Source organism: Acinetobacter lanii, from assembly GCF_011578285.1.
Taxonomy (GTDB): domain Bacteria; phylum Pseudomonadota; class Gammaproteobacteria; order Pseudomonadales; family Moraxellaceae; genus Acinetobacter; species Acinetobacter lanii.
Genome location: NZ_CP049916.1, coordinates 466,194 through 480,748, shown reverse-complemented (window position 1 = coordinate 480,748; position 14,555 = coordinate 466,194). Strand labels below are relative to the sequence as shown.

General features: G+C 41.6%; 12 protein-coding genes, 2 tRNA genes and 3 rRNA genes. 8 read left to right on the top strand and 9 right to left on the bottom strand.

Annotation, left to right across the window (positions count from 1 at the left end; translation table 11 throughout):
- The first annotated feature begins 53 nt into the window (after nt 1-53).
- From G8D99_RS02275 to G8D99_RS02265, 3 genes are all read left to right on the top strand, one after another.
- Nucleotides 54-542: a YajQ family cyclic di-GMP-binding protein gene (locus tag G8D99_RS02275; RefSeq protein WP_166322208.1), complete on the top strand. Its 489-nt coding sequence runs from the start codon at nt 54-56 to the stop codon at nt 540-542.
- 29 nt (nt 543-571) lie between these two features.
- Nucleotides 572-1,072 carry a DUF4442 domain-containing protein gene (locus G8D99_RS02270; RefSeq protein ID WP_166322206.1) on the top strand — a complete coding sequence of 167 codons (501 nt, stop codon included), beginning with the start codon at nt 572-574 and terminating at the stop codon, nt 1,070-1,072.
- A 153-nt stretch (nt 1,073-1,225) separates the two neighbouring features.
- Nucleotides 1,226-1,780: a nuclear transport factor 2 family protein gene (locus tag G8D99_RS02265; protein WP_166322204.1), complete on the top strand. Its 555-nt coding sequence runs from the start codon at nt 1,226-1,228 to the stop codon at nt 1,778-1,780.
- A gap of 88 nt (nt 1,781-1,868) precedes the next feature.
- Here the strand turns inward: G8D99_RS02265 and G8D99_RS02260 are convergent, their stop codons facing one another.
- Nucleotides 1,869-2,291, bottom strand: coding sequence for an acyl-CoA thioesterase (locus G8D99_RS02260; protein WP_166322202.1), 423 nt, complete (start codon nt 2,289-2,291; stop codon nt 1,869-1,871).
- Between the two features lie 15 nt (nt 2,292-2,306).
- Nucleotides 2,307-2,738 carry a thioredoxin TrxC gene (trxC, locus tag G8D99_RS02255; protein ID WP_166327464.1) on the bottom strand — a complete coding sequence of 144 codons (432 nt, stop codon included), beginning with the start codon at nt 2,736-2,738 and terminating at the stop codon, nt 2,307-2,309.
- Nucleotides 2,739-2,991: 253 nt separating this feature from the next.
- On the opposite strand from trxC, the gene G8D99_RS02250 reads away from it, so the two are divergent.
- The 5 genes from G8D99_RS02250 (at nt 2,992) to G8D99_RS02230 (ending at nt 6,514) form a co-directional block, all read left to right on the top strand.
- Nucleotides 2,992-3,327, top strand: coding sequence for a TIGR01244 family sulfur transferase (locus G8D99_RS02250; protein WP_166322200.1), 336 nt, complete (start codon nt 2,992-2,994; stop codon nt 3,325-3,327).
- A complete protein-coding gene (locus G8D99_RS02245; protein WP_166322198.1) occupies nt 3,320-3,745 on the top strand; it encodes a beta-lactamase hydrolase domain-containing protein in 426 nt (141 codons plus the stop codon). The genes G8D99_RS02250 and G8D99_RS02245 overlap by 8 nt, the downstream gene beginning before the upstream one ends.
- Nucleotides 3,738-3,842, top strand: a complete 105-nt coding sequence (locus G8D99_RS15860) for a lipoprotein (RefSeq protein ID WP_166322196.1) — start codon at nt 3,738-3,740, stop codon at nt 3,840-3,842. Before G8D99_RS02245 ends, G8D99_RS15860 begins: the two co-directional genes overlap by 8 nt.
- 18 nt (nt 3,843-3,860) lie before the next feature.
- On the top strand, nt 3,861-5,048 hold the full coding sequence (locus G8D99_RS02235) for a hypothetical protein (RefSeq protein ID WP_166322194.1): 1,188 nt from the start codon (nt 3,861-3,863) through the stop codon (nt 5,046-5,048).
- 83 nt (nt 5,049-5,131) lie between these two features.
- Nucleotides 5,132-6,514, top strand: coding sequence for a dihydrolipoyl dehydrogenase (locus G8D99_RS02230; RefSeq protein ID WP_166322192.1), 1,383 nt, complete (start codon nt 5,132-5,134; stop codon nt 6,512-6,514).
- A gap of 163 nt (nt 6,515-6,677) precedes the next feature.
- Here G8D99_RS02230 and rrf read toward each other — a convergent pair.
- The 7 genes from rrf to pssA form a co-directional block, all read right to left on the bottom strand.
- A 5S ribosomal RNA gene (gene rrf / locus G8D99_RS02225) occupies nt 6,678-6,792 on the bottom strand.
- 215 nt (nt 6,793-7,007) lie between these two features.
- Nucleotides 7,008-9,899: ribosomal RNA gene (locus G8D99_RS02220) — 23S ribosomal RNA — on the bottom strand.
- Between the two features lie 444 nt (nt 9,900-10,343).
- Nucleotides 10,344-10,419: transfer RNA gene (locus G8D99_RS02215), tRNA-Ala, on the bottom strand.
- A 74-nt stretch (nt 10,420-10,493) separates the two neighbouring features.
- Nucleotides 10,494-10,570, bottom strand: a tRNA-Ile gene (locus G8D99_RS02210).
- A 61-nt stretch (nt 10,571-10,631) separates the two neighbouring features.
- Nucleotides 10,632-12,166, bottom strand: a 16S ribosomal RNA gene (locus G8D99_RS02205).
- The 16S, 23S and 5S rRNA genes sit together here with 2 tRNA genes alongside, the layout of an rRNA operon.
- Before the next feature lie 452 nt (nt 12,167-12,618).
- Complete coding sequence (locus G8D99_RS02200) at nt 12,619-13,689, bottom strand: DUF6670 family protein (protein WP_166322190.1); 1,071 nt, start codon at nt 13,687-13,689, stop codon at nt 12,619-12,621.
- 24 nt (nt 13,690-13,713) lie between these two features.
- Nucleotides 13,714-14,538, bottom strand: coding sequence for a CDP-diacylglycerol--serine O-phosphatidyltransferase (gene pssA / locus G8D99_RS02195; RefSeq protein ID WP_166322188.1), 825 nt, complete (start codon nt 14,536-14,538; stop codon nt 13,714-13,716).
- Nucleotides 14,539-14,555 lie beyond the last annotated feature (17 nt).

Sequence of the window (14,555 nt, the reverse complement as noted above, 5' to 3'; positions counted from 1 at the left end):
AGAAAACATCCCTAGCATCTCAGATATTCTTTCCCTTTGTAAAGGTCTAAACTATGCCTTCTTTCGATATTGTTTCAGAATTAGAGATTTTTGAAGTGAACCATGCGGTTCAAAATACTGAAAAAGAAATTGCAACCCGTTTCGATTTCCGTGGTCACGATGTAAAAATTGAACTTAGCGAAAAAAATAAAGAGATTAAAATCTCAACTGAAAGTGATTTCCAATGTGAACAAGTCTATAGCATGCTGGAAAATCACTTCTTTAAACGTAAAGTCGATATCCAAGCACTTGATCCACAAAAAATGACCGCTTCTGGTAAAAATGTGATTCAAGTGATTAAACTCAAAGATGGTCTTGACTCTGATACCGCAAAAAAAATTAATAAAGCCATTAAAGAAAGCGGCATCAAAGCGCAATCTTCTATTCAAGGTGACAAAATTCGTGTGACCGATAAAAAACGCGATACTTTGCAACAAATTATGGCGTTTTTAAAAGAACAACAATTTGGTGTACCACTGCAATTTAACAACTTTAAGGACTAAGTCCTTATACATAAACATAGGATTTGATTATGGCTCAAGGCAATCGTTTATCTAAATTAGTCAAAACGACTTCGAAATTTCCGCAAGGCATTCGAAGTACTTTATGGAGTAAAGCCTTTGGCCGTGTCGTTCCGATGGTCGGTTCTGCAAAGCTACGTTATTTAGAGGTCACGCGCAATAAAGTGGTGGTCAAAATCGAAAATCACAAAGCAATGCAGAACCATATTGGTCAAGTGCATGCCTGCGCGATGGCACTGCTGGCAGAAACCGCAACCGGTTTTGTCACAGGTATGAATGTACCTGACAGTTCAATCGTCCTCATTAAGAGCCTACATGTCGACTTTAAACGTCCCAGCAAAGGCGCAATGACTGCTATTGCAACTTTAAATGATGAACAAATTCAACAGATGCAACATTCAGACAAAGGTGAAACTTTGGTTCAAGTGAGCGTGACCGATGAATCGGGTGAAGAACCGATCCAATGCCAAATGCTGTGGGCTTGGGTATCTAAAGCATCACTCAAAAAATAACTCATATTAAGACTAAAAAACCAATTAAAACTTACCTTTAGGTAAGTATGAAAGATACAAAAACTGTGCACAATTTGACACTTTTTGAACAGTTTTTAAGCATATTTTCGCCCAAGATCAGTCCTTCTAAAAAAACTAAACTTGGGCACCTTCATGCTATCTTCCCTGATCAAATATTCTATTCGTAATACCGTTTTAATTTCTGGTCTTGCTGTAACCACATTACTCACTGCATGTAGTTCAAATCGCACGACTCAAGCCAATGTAGCTTCTTCCGAATTAACCAATCAAGAAACATCTGCCGATAATCAGAACACGAATACATCATTTACTGCGGAACAAAATAAACAGATTGTGACGGATTTTTATGAAGGTGTTTTCTTAAAGCATCAAGTTCAAGCCTATGCAGATCGTTATATTGGCAATCAATACATTCAGCACAATCCACATGTTCCTGATGGTAAGGCACCCTTTGTCGATTACTTTAGCGGCTACTTTAAAGAAAACCCACAAGCCAAAAGTGTAATTAAACGTGCTGTTGCTGAGGGAGATCTAGTCTTTTTACATGTCCATTCCCAAGAAAATGCAAAGGATCAAGGCACAGCAATCGTTGATATTTTCCGTGTTGAAAATGGCAAAATTGTTGAGCATTGGGATGTTCAACAAGCGGTCCCTGAAAAAGCCGCAAACAACCATACAATGTTCTAAGATCAACTTCTTTATAAAAAATCCCAACACAAGGTTGGGATTTTAAATTTCATTCTAAGCGGTCATATAAGGCTTGTGAATCTACAGATTAAGCCTCTTGAGAAGCCAAATACTGCTGTTTTACATCTTCAGGAATGGCACGTTTGCCACCTTTGACATCCACCGCAACAAAGGTAAATACCCCTTCAGTGACACGAATAGGATCACGTGAGCTGTCATGACTGTCCCAGACTTCAATTTGCATTTGAATCGAGGTATTGCCGACTTTTAAAATTTTGGTGTAGCAACTGATCACATCACCGACTTTTACAGGAACCAAAAATGTCATTTGGTTAATCGAGATGGTTGCACAACGCCCTTTACTAAAACGCTCTGCGTGAATCGCACCTGCCAAATCCATTTGCGACACAATCCAACCACCAAATACATCACCACTCCAGTTGGTGTCTGCTGGCATCGCAATGGTTTGTAAAGACAGTGTACCTTCTGGTTTTATATAAGAATCTGACACATTAACTCCGGGCTTTTATCGATGAGCATTGAATTGTTGGTCTAACCATTCTTGTAATTGGTTAGCACGTAAAGCACCGCTTATTCTAGCAACTTCTGTTGTTTTATTCATCAAAACCAAAGTCGGAATACTGCGTACATTGAAGGCACTGCTCAAGCGCGGATTGGCTTCGGTATCAATCTTAGCAAAGACCACATTTGGATTATGTTTGGCCACTTCAGCAAAGTGCGGTGCCATCATTTTACACGGTCCACACCACTCTGCCCAAAGATCGATCAGAATAGGCAAATCACTATGCGTCACCATGTTACTGAAATTTTGTTCATTCAGTTCAATGGGTGCTAGTGGAATCAATGTCTCATGGCATTGACCACAATTTGGCTGTGAATTTAGTTTATCTTCAGGTACACGATTTTTCGCACCACACGATGGACAGACAATAATCATCATGATTTCTCAAATAGTTTTATCTCAGTATTGTAATGGAGCTGGTTTTGACAATACCAACCCTTCGATCAGATAAATTTAAATTTCAATCATCACAGCACTGAATTTAATCCTTTTGATCAATACTAACCCCTAGATCAATTGGCTATTTTTACTTATATTTACTCAATTTTTAAAGTCTGATTCAGCTCAAAACAATGCTTAGTGCTATGATAATGTAAAATCCATAAGCCAAAATTTTGGGAGTGAAAAAATGAGCGATAATGTTGGTTTCGCAGGTCAAATCGGACCTGAACATCTCACTCAGGTGGTTGAAAAAGGCTTTAAATCGGTAATCAATAACCGTCCTGATATGGAAGGTGGTCCAAGCCAACCAACCAGTGTCCAAATTGAAGAAGCCGCACGTGCAGCAGGCTTAGATTATGTTTACCAACCTGTGGTCGCAGGTCAAATCACTGAAGTAGATGTTCGCGCTTTTGCCAATCACTTCAATGAATTGCCTAAACCGGTTCTGATGTTCTGCCGTACCGGAAATCGCTCAAACAACCTCTACCAATTGGCAAAGCAAATGGATTTATTGGATGACTAAGCATCTGATCAAATTTATTTTGTGTTGTGTTTTTAGTTTTTCAGTAACAACGTCATTTGCTGATACAGCAAGCTTGAGTAAAGCTTTAACGCCGAAAGTGAGCGTGACTGGTCAAATGACCACGGAGAAGTTTAAAAGCTTAATGGGCAAAGGCTTCAAATCGGTCATTGTGAACCGTCCTGATCAAGAGCCGGGAAATTTAACCACGGCCAATGAACTTCGGGAGATTGCTGAACAAGCACATGTCAGTCTCATTTATCAACCTGTTATTTCAGGTCAAATTACTGAGACAGATGCTGAAGAATTTGCTAAATATTACAATAGCCTACCGAAACCTATACTTTTAGTATGTAAATCGGGTGCACGTTCTACCGTATTATTTAATCAAGCAAAATCTTTAGGTTTATTGAATGAATAAAGTGTTAATTGTACTTTTCAGTCTTGTTCTACTTTCGGCATGTAGTACGATGAATGTCCGTCCTACTGCAACCGTGATGGTAGGTTCAGGGCTTTAAAATCATCGGATAAAAATTATGGCGCACTTTGCGCCATTTTTTATGTATGTTATCTTTACACAATATAAACAGATTAAACAAAAGAAGAATTTTCTAGGGGAAGTAATGAAATTTTCAAAATTAGTTTTATGCTTATCTCTAACAAGCTTAATAAGTGCTTGTGGAGGAGGTGATGGATATTATGAGAAACAGAATACAACAGATAGTGGCGATTACTCAACCACAACGGATACCAATGAGACTAAATTTTTTGAAGATCATATTCATAGGGAGGGTTCGGTTTTATTTGGTGAACTAGATATAAATAATTCAATTACTCAAAAAGGATATATTGACCATGCTTTAGATACTTTTGGAAATGGTATTTTAAAACTTGCGATTGATGTGCATTCAAAATTTAATGAAAATAAAACTGAATTTATTTATTATGAAGACTGCCATGCTGACCGTGATGAAACTCCAGCAAGTGAAGCTACTGACCTACAAGAAAAAATTATTCAGGGATGCTACGTGATTCATGGAGAAAAACTAAAAAACTTATTGGGTAATAAATATATTAATTGGAATTTTAATGTAAAAGCTGCAGATTTAGCTAATTTACAACCTAAAGAAAGTTTAGAAAGCTACATTGGCGAAACATCAGTCATTATTTATGAAAACCAAAATGCTGATAAAAATCTTAATAACATCGTTGTCACTGGAAAATTTGGTTATCCATATTTACAATCTTGGGGCTTAAAACAAACCGAGCAAATCCGTTTTGTGAATATTCCTGACGCTGATGGTAGTACAGGTGGCTTTAATATTTATAATGATCCGACCTACAAAGAAGGAGAATTTTACGTTATTCAAGCAGACTCAAGCTATAGTGTAATCACCAATGATAATCCAGCAACACCAAATATTGAGCCAGTAACACTCACTGTAGGTTCAGTACCTGGTCGAATAACCTCATCTTTCACTGTTAATACAGATGGATCTCAAATATTAGACTTACCGAATGTAAGTGCTGTAACAGGACAGAGAATCGATAATCAAACACCATCAACAAATACTAAAAGTATAAGTGGAAGTATTTATTTATCAGGTCCAAATGTTCTAAACTTCTTAGAGAAAGCTTCGGCTGTATCTTTAAATTACAAGCATAATTTAACGCTCCAAATAGATAATAAATCCATTACTCGAACACTAACAAATATTAAGTAAAACTTTAAGCCAACAAATACCCTCTATCATGAGGGTATTTTTATGTGCACACTATTAAAATCACAATAAAAGGATTCATTTAGATGTATGACATCATTATTATTGGGGCAGGCACTGCGGGAATTTCAGCGTATAAACAGGCCATAAAAAAAACAAAGAATATTTTGATGATTAACGAAGGTCCTTGGGATACGACATGTGCAAGAGTGGGTTGTATGCCGAGTAAAGTCTTAATTTCAACAGCCAATCGTATGCATGATATACAGCATGCAGAAAATGTCTCTCTGATTACTCAAGCGACCATCGATACTTCAAAAGTCATGCAACATGTTCATGATTTAAGAGATCGCTTTACTAGAGCCACATTAAAGGATGTTGAAAGTTGGGATCCTCAACATAAAATTTCTGGTCGGGCTACGTTCATCGATAAAAATACAGTTTTAGTCAATGGAAACAAATACCAAGCGAAATCTTTCATTATTGCTGTAGGATCTAAACCTGCTGTTAACCCCAAATGGAAAGAAACTTTAAAAGATAAACTGATTACTTCAGATGAAGTATTTGAACTCGAAACTCTCCCAAAATCGCTTGCTATTGTAGGCAGTGGCGTGATTGCAATTGAATTGGCACAAGCCATGCAACGTCTTGGAGTAGAAACTACCGTTTTTGCACGAAGTCGAAAAATTGGTAGCTTAAGCAGTCCACAACTACAAGTCTTAGCTCAGAATTTAATATCAAAAGAACTCCATATTAAATTTGAAATCCTTCCCGATGAAGTTAGAAGAGATGGCCCTAGTGTCTCAATTACTTATACTGAAGATCATCAGCAAAAAAATTTGAAGGTCGATTATTTATTGTTGGCCACTGGTCGAACGACTCACTTAGGCAATTTAAATTTAAAAAATATCGATTCTAGTTTTGAAGATGTAGAAAGTTTACCGATTAATAAACAAACCAAACAACTTTCAGATTTACCAATTTTCATCGTGGGTGATGCATTCACTAACACGCCCATTCAACATGAAGCGGCACATGAAGGTAAACTTGCTGTAAACAACTGTTTAAATTATCCAGAGGTTAAAAATCTAAAAACACTTACGCCACTTGGTATTATGTTTAGTTCGCCTGAAATGGCGACTGTGGGTCAAAGTTATAAGCAACTTAAAGAACAAAATATTAAATTTATTACAGGCTTAGTTCATTATGAAAAGCAAGGACGCGCGATTGTATTAGGCAAAAATAAAGGTGCTATAGAACTGTATGTAGATATAAATACAAGAAAGTTATTGGGCGCAGAGTTATTGGTTGAATCTGCTGAACATTTAGCTCATCTACTCTCTTGGATGATTTCTGAAGAACTGAGGATTGATGATATTTTGCAAAAGCCCTTTTACCACCCCACTCTAGAAGAAGGAATACGTACAGCTTTAAAACATGCACGAAGACAGCTCGATACTATTGGTTGAAATATTGGAATATAACAAAAAGCCCCAACAGGACGTTGGGGCTTTTTTAATGACTGTATTTGATATATTTCTGCGATTCGTACCGAAATTTTGCTTTTCAACTTTCTTTTCGGCATAAAAAAACACCCTGCTCGATAGAGTCAGGGTGTTTTTAGGAATAATGAGCTGGCGATGACTTACTCTCACATGGGTAACCCCACACTACCATCAGCGCTAAGAGGTTTCACTTCTGAGTTCGGGAAGGGATCAGGTGGTTCACTCTTGCTATTGTCGCCAGCACAACTGTTGTGACTTTGCATTTGGTCTTATATCGAAATCATCTTTCTTGCGAAACGATGTTTCTCATTGCCGTTGCTTGGTCAAAGAAGTTATTAACAGAAGTACTTGAATTGAATTAAGTTTGCTTAGTTTAACTAGCTTGATCACTAAATCAAGGTGTTTTGTAGAATATCGAATCAATTGATGCTTTATACAACAACTGTTTGGGTGTTGTATAGTCAAGCCTCACGAGTAATTAGTATTGGTCAGCTTCACATATCACTATGCTTCCACATCCAACCTATCAACGTTGTAGTCTTCAACGGCTCTTTAGAGGACATAAAGTCCTAGGGAAATCTAATCTTGAGGTAGGCTTCCCGCTTAGATGCTTTCAGCGGTTATCCCTTCCGAACATAGCTACCCGGCGATGCGACTGGCGTCACAACCGGTACACCAGAGGTTCGTCCACTCTGGTCCTCTCGTACTAGGAGCAGATCCTCTCAAATTTCCAACGCCCACGGTAGATAGGGACCGAACTGTCTCACGACGTTCTAAACCCAGCTCGCGTACCTCTTTAAATGGCGAACAGCCATACCCTTGGGACCTGCTTCAGCCCCAGGATGAGATGAGCCGACATCGAGGTGCCAAACACCGCCGTCGATATGAACTCTTGGGCGGTATCAGCCTGTTATCCCCAGAGTACCTTTTATCCGTTGAGCGATGGCCCTTCCATACAGAACCACCGGATCACTAAGACCTACTTTCGTACCTGCTCGACTTGTGGGTCTCGCAGTTAAGCGCGCTTTTGCCTTTATACTCTACGCGTGATTTCCGACCACGCTGAGCGCACCTTCGTACTCCTCCGTTACTCTTTAGGAGGAGACCGCCCCAGTCAAACTACCCACCAGACATGGTCCTCGCTCCAGATCATGGAGCAGAGTTAGAACCTCAATATTACCAGGGTGGTATTTCAAGATTGGCTCCACTAGAACTGGCGTCCTAGTTTCAAAGCCTCCCACCTATCCTACACAAGTAAGATCAAAGTTCAATGTCAAGCTGCAGTAAAGGTTCACGGGGTCTTTCCGTCTAGCCGCGGGTACACCGCATCTTCACGGCGAATTCGATTTCACTGAGTCTCTGCTGGAGACAGCGCCCCCATCATTATGCCATTCGTGCAGGTCGGAACTTACCCGACAAGGAATTTCGCTACCTTAGGACCGTTATAGTTACGGCCGCCGTTTACTGGGGCTTCGATCAAGAGCTTCGCTTACGCTAACCCCATCAATTAACCTTCCAGCACCGGGCAGGCATCACACCCTATACGTCCACTTTCGTGTTTGCAGAGTGCTATGTTTTTAATAAACAGTTGCAGGGGCCTGGTTTCTGTGGCTGCTCTCAGCTCAGGAAGCAAGTTCCATCACCAAAAGCAGCGTACCTTCTCCCGAAGTTACGGTACCATTTTGCCTAGTTCCTTCAGCAGAGTTCTCTCAAGCGCTTTGGTCTACTCGACCTGACCACCTGTGTCGGTTTCGGGTACGATTCCTGTGTAACTGAAGCTTAGAGACTTTTCCTGGAAGTATGGTATCAGCCACTTCGCTGTACAAGTACAGCTTGCTATCAACTCTCAGCATAGAGCACCCCGGATTTGCCTAAGATGCATGCCTACTGTCTTTCACCTGGACAACCAACGCCAGGCTGACTTAACCTTCTCCGTCCTCTCATCGCATTACACAGAAGTATTGGAATATTAACCAATTTCCCATCGACTACGCCTTTCGGCCTCGCCTTAGGGGTCGACTCACCCAGCCCCGATTAACGTTGGACTGGAACCCTTGGTCTTTCAGCGAACGAGTTTTTCACTCGTTTTGTCGTTACTCACGTCAGCATTCGCACTTCTGATACCTCCAGCAGACTTCTCAATCCACCTTCATCGGCTTACAGAACGCTCCCCTACCACTTGCAATAAATTGCAAATCCGCAGCTTCGGCATGTAGTTTTAGCCCGTTACATCTTCCGCGCAGGCCGACTCGACTAGTGAGCTATTACGCTTTCTTTAAAGGGTGGCTGCTTCTAAGCCAACCTCCTAGCTGTCTATGCCTTCCCACATCGTTTCCCACTTAACTACAATTTTGGGGCCTTAGCTGGCGGTCTGGATTGTTTTCCTCTTGACTACGGACGTTAGCACCCGCAGTCTGTCTCCCGGATAGTACTCATTGGTATTCGGAGTTTGCATCGGTTTGGTAAGTCGGGATGACCCCCTAGCCGAAACAGTGCTCTACCCCCAATGGTATTCGTCCGAGGCGCTACCTAAATAGCTTTCGGGGAGAACCAGCTATCACCAGGCTTGATTAGCCTTTCACCCCTATCCACAAGTCATCCCTGGCTTTTCAACGACAGTGGGTTCGGTCCTCCAGTTAGTGTTACCCAACCTTCAACCTGCTCATGGATAGATCGCCTGGTTTCGGGTCTACACCCAGCAACTAAACGCCCTATTAAGACTCGATTTCTCTACGGCTCCCCTATGCGGTTAACCTTGCTACTGAATGTAAGTCGCTGACCCATTATACAAAAGGTACGCAGTCACCGAACAAGTCGGCTCCCACTGCTTGTATGCATGCGGTTTCAGGATCTATTTCACTCCCCTCACAGGGGTTCTTTTCGCCTTTCCCTCACGGTACTGGTTCACTATCGGTCAGTCAGGAGTATTTAGCCTTGGAGGATGGTCCCCCCATATTCAGACAAGGTTTCACGTGCCTCGCCCTACTCGACATCATCATATCAGCCCTTTCGTGTACAGGACTATCACCCACTATGGTTGCACTTCCCAGAGCATTCCACTAAAACTGATATGACTTAATGGGCTTTTCCCCGTTCGCTCGCCGCTACTAAGGGAATCTCAATTGATTTCTTTTCCTAAGGGTACTGAGATGTTTCACTTCCCCTCGTTCGCCTTGCAACACTATGTATTCATGTTGCAATACCTACCTTATGGTAAGTGGGTTTCCCCATTCAGAAATCTCCGGATCACAGGATATTTGCCGCCTCCCCGGAGCTTATCGCAGGCTATTACGTCTTTCATCGCCTCTGACTGCCAAGGCATCCACCACATGCACTTAATTACTTGACTATACAACCCCAAACAGTCGTTAACCCTTACAAGCAGGATTAGCAACAGATCGATTGCTCGATCATACAGTTGGCGTCTCGTAGATTTAACTACAGTACAGCTTCAATTAGATTCATATACCAAAACGCTTGATTCAGTTAATTTCGCTAGTTCTCATTTCAATCACAGTTGTTAGTACTCAATAATAAATTATTGAACTCTAACTACCGTTCTCTCGATGAGTTAAACAATTAATTTCAACTCAAATATATTCTGTTAATGATTGTCTACGTCCTCATCGGATCGCAGCAACTGTGATAAATCACAGAAGTTAACAAGACGCGCATTATACGCAATTTCTTACTAATTTCTATAATCTAACCAACTGATCGCTTACTCAGTGCTCGAAGTATAACTTCTCGCTTAAATTTTAAGGAAAAGCAGTGCTTTTCTGATCTTAAAATTTGGTGGAGACTAGGAGAGTCGAACTCCTGACCTCCTGCGTGCAAAGCAGGCGCTCTACCAACTAAGCTAAGTCCCCAGCTTATCATATAGATTCGATATATCTTTACGTTCTGTTCGCTTCAGTATTTTCATACTGCGTTAGTCAGATAGTGGTGGGTCTGACAAGACTTGAACTTGTGACCCCACGCTTATCAAGCGTGTGCTCTAACCAACTGAGCTACAGACCCTCAGATACATCTTCATGAAGAACAACTTGTTGTGGATTCTTACCGATCGTCAATCTTTCGTTAAGGAGGTGATCCAGCCGCAGGTTCCCCTACGGCTACCTTGTTACGACTTCACCCCAGTCATCGGCCACACCGTGGTAAGCGTCCTCCTTGCGGTTAGACTACCTACTTCTGGTGCAACAAACTCCCATGGTGTGACGGGCGGTGTGTACAAGGCCCGGGAACGTATTCACCGCGGCATTCTGATCCGCGATTACTAGCGATTCCGACTTCATGGAGTCGAGTTGCAGACTCCAATCCGGACTACGATCGGCTTTTTGAGATTAGCATCCTATCGCTAGGTAGCAACCCTTTGTACCGACCATTGTAGCACGTGTGTAGCCCTGGTCGTAAGGGCCATGATGACTTGACGTCGTCCCCGCCTTCCTCCAGTTTGTCACTGGCAGTATCCTTAAAGTTCCCGGCTTAACCCGCTGGCAAATAAGGAAAAGGGTTGCGCTCGTTGCGGGACTTAACCCAACATCTCACGACACGAGCTGACGACAGCCATGCAGCACCTGTATCAGAGTTCCCGAAGGCACCAATCCATCTCTGGAAAGTTCTCTGTATGTCAAGACCAGGTAAGGTTCTTCGCGTTGCATCGAATTAAACCACATGCTCCACCGCTTGTGCGGGCCCCCGTCAATTCATTTGAGTTTTAGTCTTGCGACCGTACTCCCCAGGCGGTCTACTTATCGCGTTAGCTGCGCCACTAAAGTCTCAAAGACCCCAACGGCTAGTAGACATCGTTTACGGCATGGACTACCAGGGTATCTAATCCTGTTTGCTCCCATGCTTTCGTACCTCAGTGTCAGTATTAGGCCAGATGGCTGCCTTCGCCATCGGTATTCCTCCAGATCTCTACGCATTTCACCGCTACACCTGGAATTCTACCATCCTCTCCCATACTCTAGCCAACCAGTATCGAATGCAATTCCCAAGTTAAGCTCGGGGATTTCACATTTGACTTAATTGGCCACCTACGCACGCTTTACGCCCAGTAAATCCGATTAACGCTCGCACCCTCTGTATTACCGCGGCTGCTGGCACAGAGTTAGCCGGTGCTTATTCTGCGAGTAACGTCCACTATCTCTGGGTATTAACCAAAGTAGCCTCCTCCTCGCTTAAAGTGCTTTACAACCAAAAGGCCTTCTTCACACACGCGGCATGGCTGGATCAGGGTTGCCCCCATTGTCCAATATTCCCCACTGCTGCCTCCCGTAGGAGTCTGGGCCGTGTCTCAGTCCCAGTGTGGCGGATCATCCTCTCAGACCCTACAGATCGTCGCCTTGGTAGGCCTTTACCCCACCAACTAGCTAATCCGACTTAGGCTCATCCATTAACGCAAGGTCCGAAGATCCCCTGCTTTCCCCCGTAGGGCGTATGCGGTATTAGCAGTCGTTTCCAACTGTTGTCCCCCATTAATGGGCAGATTCCTAAGCATTACTCACCCGTCCGCCGCTGAATCCAGTAGCAAGCTACTTTCATCCGCTCGACTTGCATGTGTTAAGCCTGCCGCCAGCGTTCAATCTGAGCCATGATCAAACTCTTCAGTTTAATATTGCTTAGCGCCTTAAAGGGCGCCAATCTTGGCTCATCAATTTTCTGACAAATATTTCTCAAATAAACTTCGAGTAATTTCTACCATCAATCAATGAAAATAATTTCGATCAATCAACCAGTAAAAATCCACACAAGTTGTTCTTCATAATCTCTTAATGATCTTCTCAATGCTTCGTCAGCATCAAGCTAGGTCGGCTATATTACTCTAAATCTCTAAAGAGTCAACCAGTAATTCAAATTATTTTCAAACTTTCTTTCTAAAACCCAACTCAACCAATCTTAGTTAAGTTACTGTTTTATCAGAAGTTTTAATCTTCATCACCGCCGATGGATGTGCATTCTACAGGATTTAAGAACAGACACAACCCCTTTTTCAAATTATTTTTAAAAAATCTGATTAAGCGAATACATAACGATCAATTTATGTGATTTTTATGCTTTTCAACTCATTTTTTAAGCGTGCATGGCACAATATTTGCAAAATCATTCATGAGTTTTTCTTCTTTATTGATCTCTTGCCACTTTAAAGCACGGCAATCGATGTATTCACAATAGCCTGAACTGCCCTGTTCTTGATGCTCATCGATATTCACGGTGTAACTAAAGCTACCGACATAACCTGCAGCCAAGCCAAACTTAAAATCGCCACGACTTTCTGCTTTGACCTGTATTTTTCTTTTGCCTTGCTTTAATGACCATTCAAATGCACGCGGTAAATACATTTCTTGACCATTGGGTGTCGTGACCTTTGGATAAACACGATGCAGTTTAAAATCCACAGCTTGATCGTACATTTCAGACTGTCCTGTTTTTAAATCCCTTAAATACATGCGTGATTGCACAATCTGATTAAAGCTGTTTCGTATGTGTGCCAACAGCAATTGTTTCTGGTTCTCTAAATTAATAATTTGGTAGGTGAAAAAGTTTAAAGGCAAATATGGAATATTGATGGCACGGGCAAACTCAAATGAACCGAGTTGATCGATTTGAAACGCTTGCTCTTTGTAAATGATTTCGCCACGGCAATGACATAGCAAAGACCAATGATCGAATAAACCCAATTTCAATTTGGTAAAATGTGAAATCACTGGTTTGGTTTCAATGTTTAAATCAAAAGCTAGCTCAGAATCATTACGGGTTAACTTAAAATGTGGAAATGTTCCGATCAGTTGTTCTTTTTCACCAAAACTAAAATGATTTTTATTGATCTGGCAATCTTCTTCAATCGAATAGCCTTGAAAATGCCCGACCATATGCGGGCTAACACTGGTGATCAGAGATACGGTATCCAGCGCATGGGTTTTAATGGCAAATTCATTACGCAACATCGGCACATTGGGCTGACCAATGATGGTAAGAAAATTAAAATAATGAAGCGGTGCAGGTAAACCGGGGATCATCAAACCTTGATGAATAATTTTAAAGCGACCTTTAGGTCCGTGATAATCAAGCTTATACGGAAACTGAGCTTGATTCAGTTGCTGAGATTCATCGATAAGATTCATTAACAACTGCATATCAAGCTCCTTTTTTATTTTATTCTATACGGTGTTTTTCCGTGCTAAGAATGTGGTGACAAAACCAGACAATGCATAAATAATTGAAATCACCAATATTCCGACTGGAATATTATAAGTAATGGCAGCAAATACAAAAACAATAATCGGAAGTACCGCAAAAGGCACACGTTTACGATCAACCGTTTTAAATGAGTAATATTTGATGTTTGAAATCATCAATAAACCCACCACCACAATTAAAATCGAATTCCAGATTTGAATACCACGTTCTCTCAAATCAAAAATTTCTGGAAAATCGCGTCCAACCCAAACCATAGAGATAATCATAATCGCTGCGAGCGGACTTGCAACACCAATAAAGTAACGTTTATCGACCACGCCAATTTGTACATTAAAACGCGCCAAGCGAAAAGCTGCACAAGCAGTATAAACAAAGCAGCATGCTAGACCAATGCGACCTAAATCATGCAGGCTCCAGCTATACATTAAAATGGCAGGCGCAACACCAAAGGCCAAAAGGTCCGACAATGAATCGTATTGTTCACCAAAGGCACTTTGTGCACCAATGGCACGTGCAACACGACCATCTAAACCATCTAACAGTGCTGCCAAGAAAATGGCATAAATGGCTTGGTTAAATTCACCATTCATACTCGCAATAATCGAGTAGAAACCTGATAACAACGCTGCGGTTGTAATCAGGTTCGGCCACAGGTAGATTCCACGACGTTTTACCTTCTGCCCTTCCTGGGTATGTTCTTCTTCCTCGACTTCAAAAGTAATACCATCGAAGCTTGGTACATCACGCGTGGAAGAATCACTTTCAGGTTTACTTATATTTGTCATTCTCGTCTGTCCTAACT

Excerpts from the sequence above, each read along its gene's own strand:
- G8D99_RS02275 (WP_166322208.1), top strand. The coding sequence starts at position 54 with ATGCCTTCTTTCGATATTGTTTCAGAATTAGAGATTTTTGAAGTGAAC.
- G8D99_RS02270 (WP_166322206.1), top strand. The coding sequence starts at position 572 with ATGGCTCAAGGCAATCGTTTATCTAAATTAGTCAAAACGACTTCGAAA.
- G8D99_RS02265 (WP_166322204.1), top strand. The coding sequence starts at position 1,226 with ATGCTATCTTCCCTGATCAAATATTCTATTCGTAATACCGTTTTAATT.
- trxC (WP_166327464.1), bottom strand. The coding sequence starts at position 2,738 with ATGATTATTGTCTGTCCATCGTGTGGTGCGAAAAATCGTGTACCTGAA.
- G8D99_RS02250 (WP_166322200.1), top strand. The coding sequence starts at position 2,992 with ATGAGCGATAATGTTGGTTTCGCAGGTCAAATCGGACCTGAACATCTC.
- G8D99_RS02245 (WP_166322198.1), top strand. The coding sequence starts at position 3,320 with ATGACTAAGCATCTGATCAAATTTATTTTGTGTTGTGTTTTTAGTTTT.
- G8D99_RS15860 (WP_166322196.1), top strand. The coding sequence starts at position 3,738 with ATGAATAAAGTGTTAATTGTACTTTTCAGTCTTGTTCTACTTTCGGCA.
- G8D99_RS02235 (WP_166322194.1), top strand. The coding sequence starts at position 3,861 with ATGGCGCACTTTGCGCCATTTTTTATGTATGTTATCTTTACACAATAT.
- G8D99_RS02230 (WP_166322192.1), top strand. The coding sequence starts at position 5,132 with ATGTATGACATCATTATTATTGGGGCAGGCACTGCGGGAATTTCAGCG.
- G8D99_RS02200 (WP_166322190.1), bottom strand. The coding sequence starts at position 13,689 with ATGCAGTTGTTAATGAATCTTATCGATGAATCTCAGCAACTGAATCAA.
- pssA (WP_166322188.1), bottom strand. The coding sequence starts at position 14,538 with ATGACAAATATAAGTAAACCTGAAAGTGATTCTTCCACGCGTGATGTA.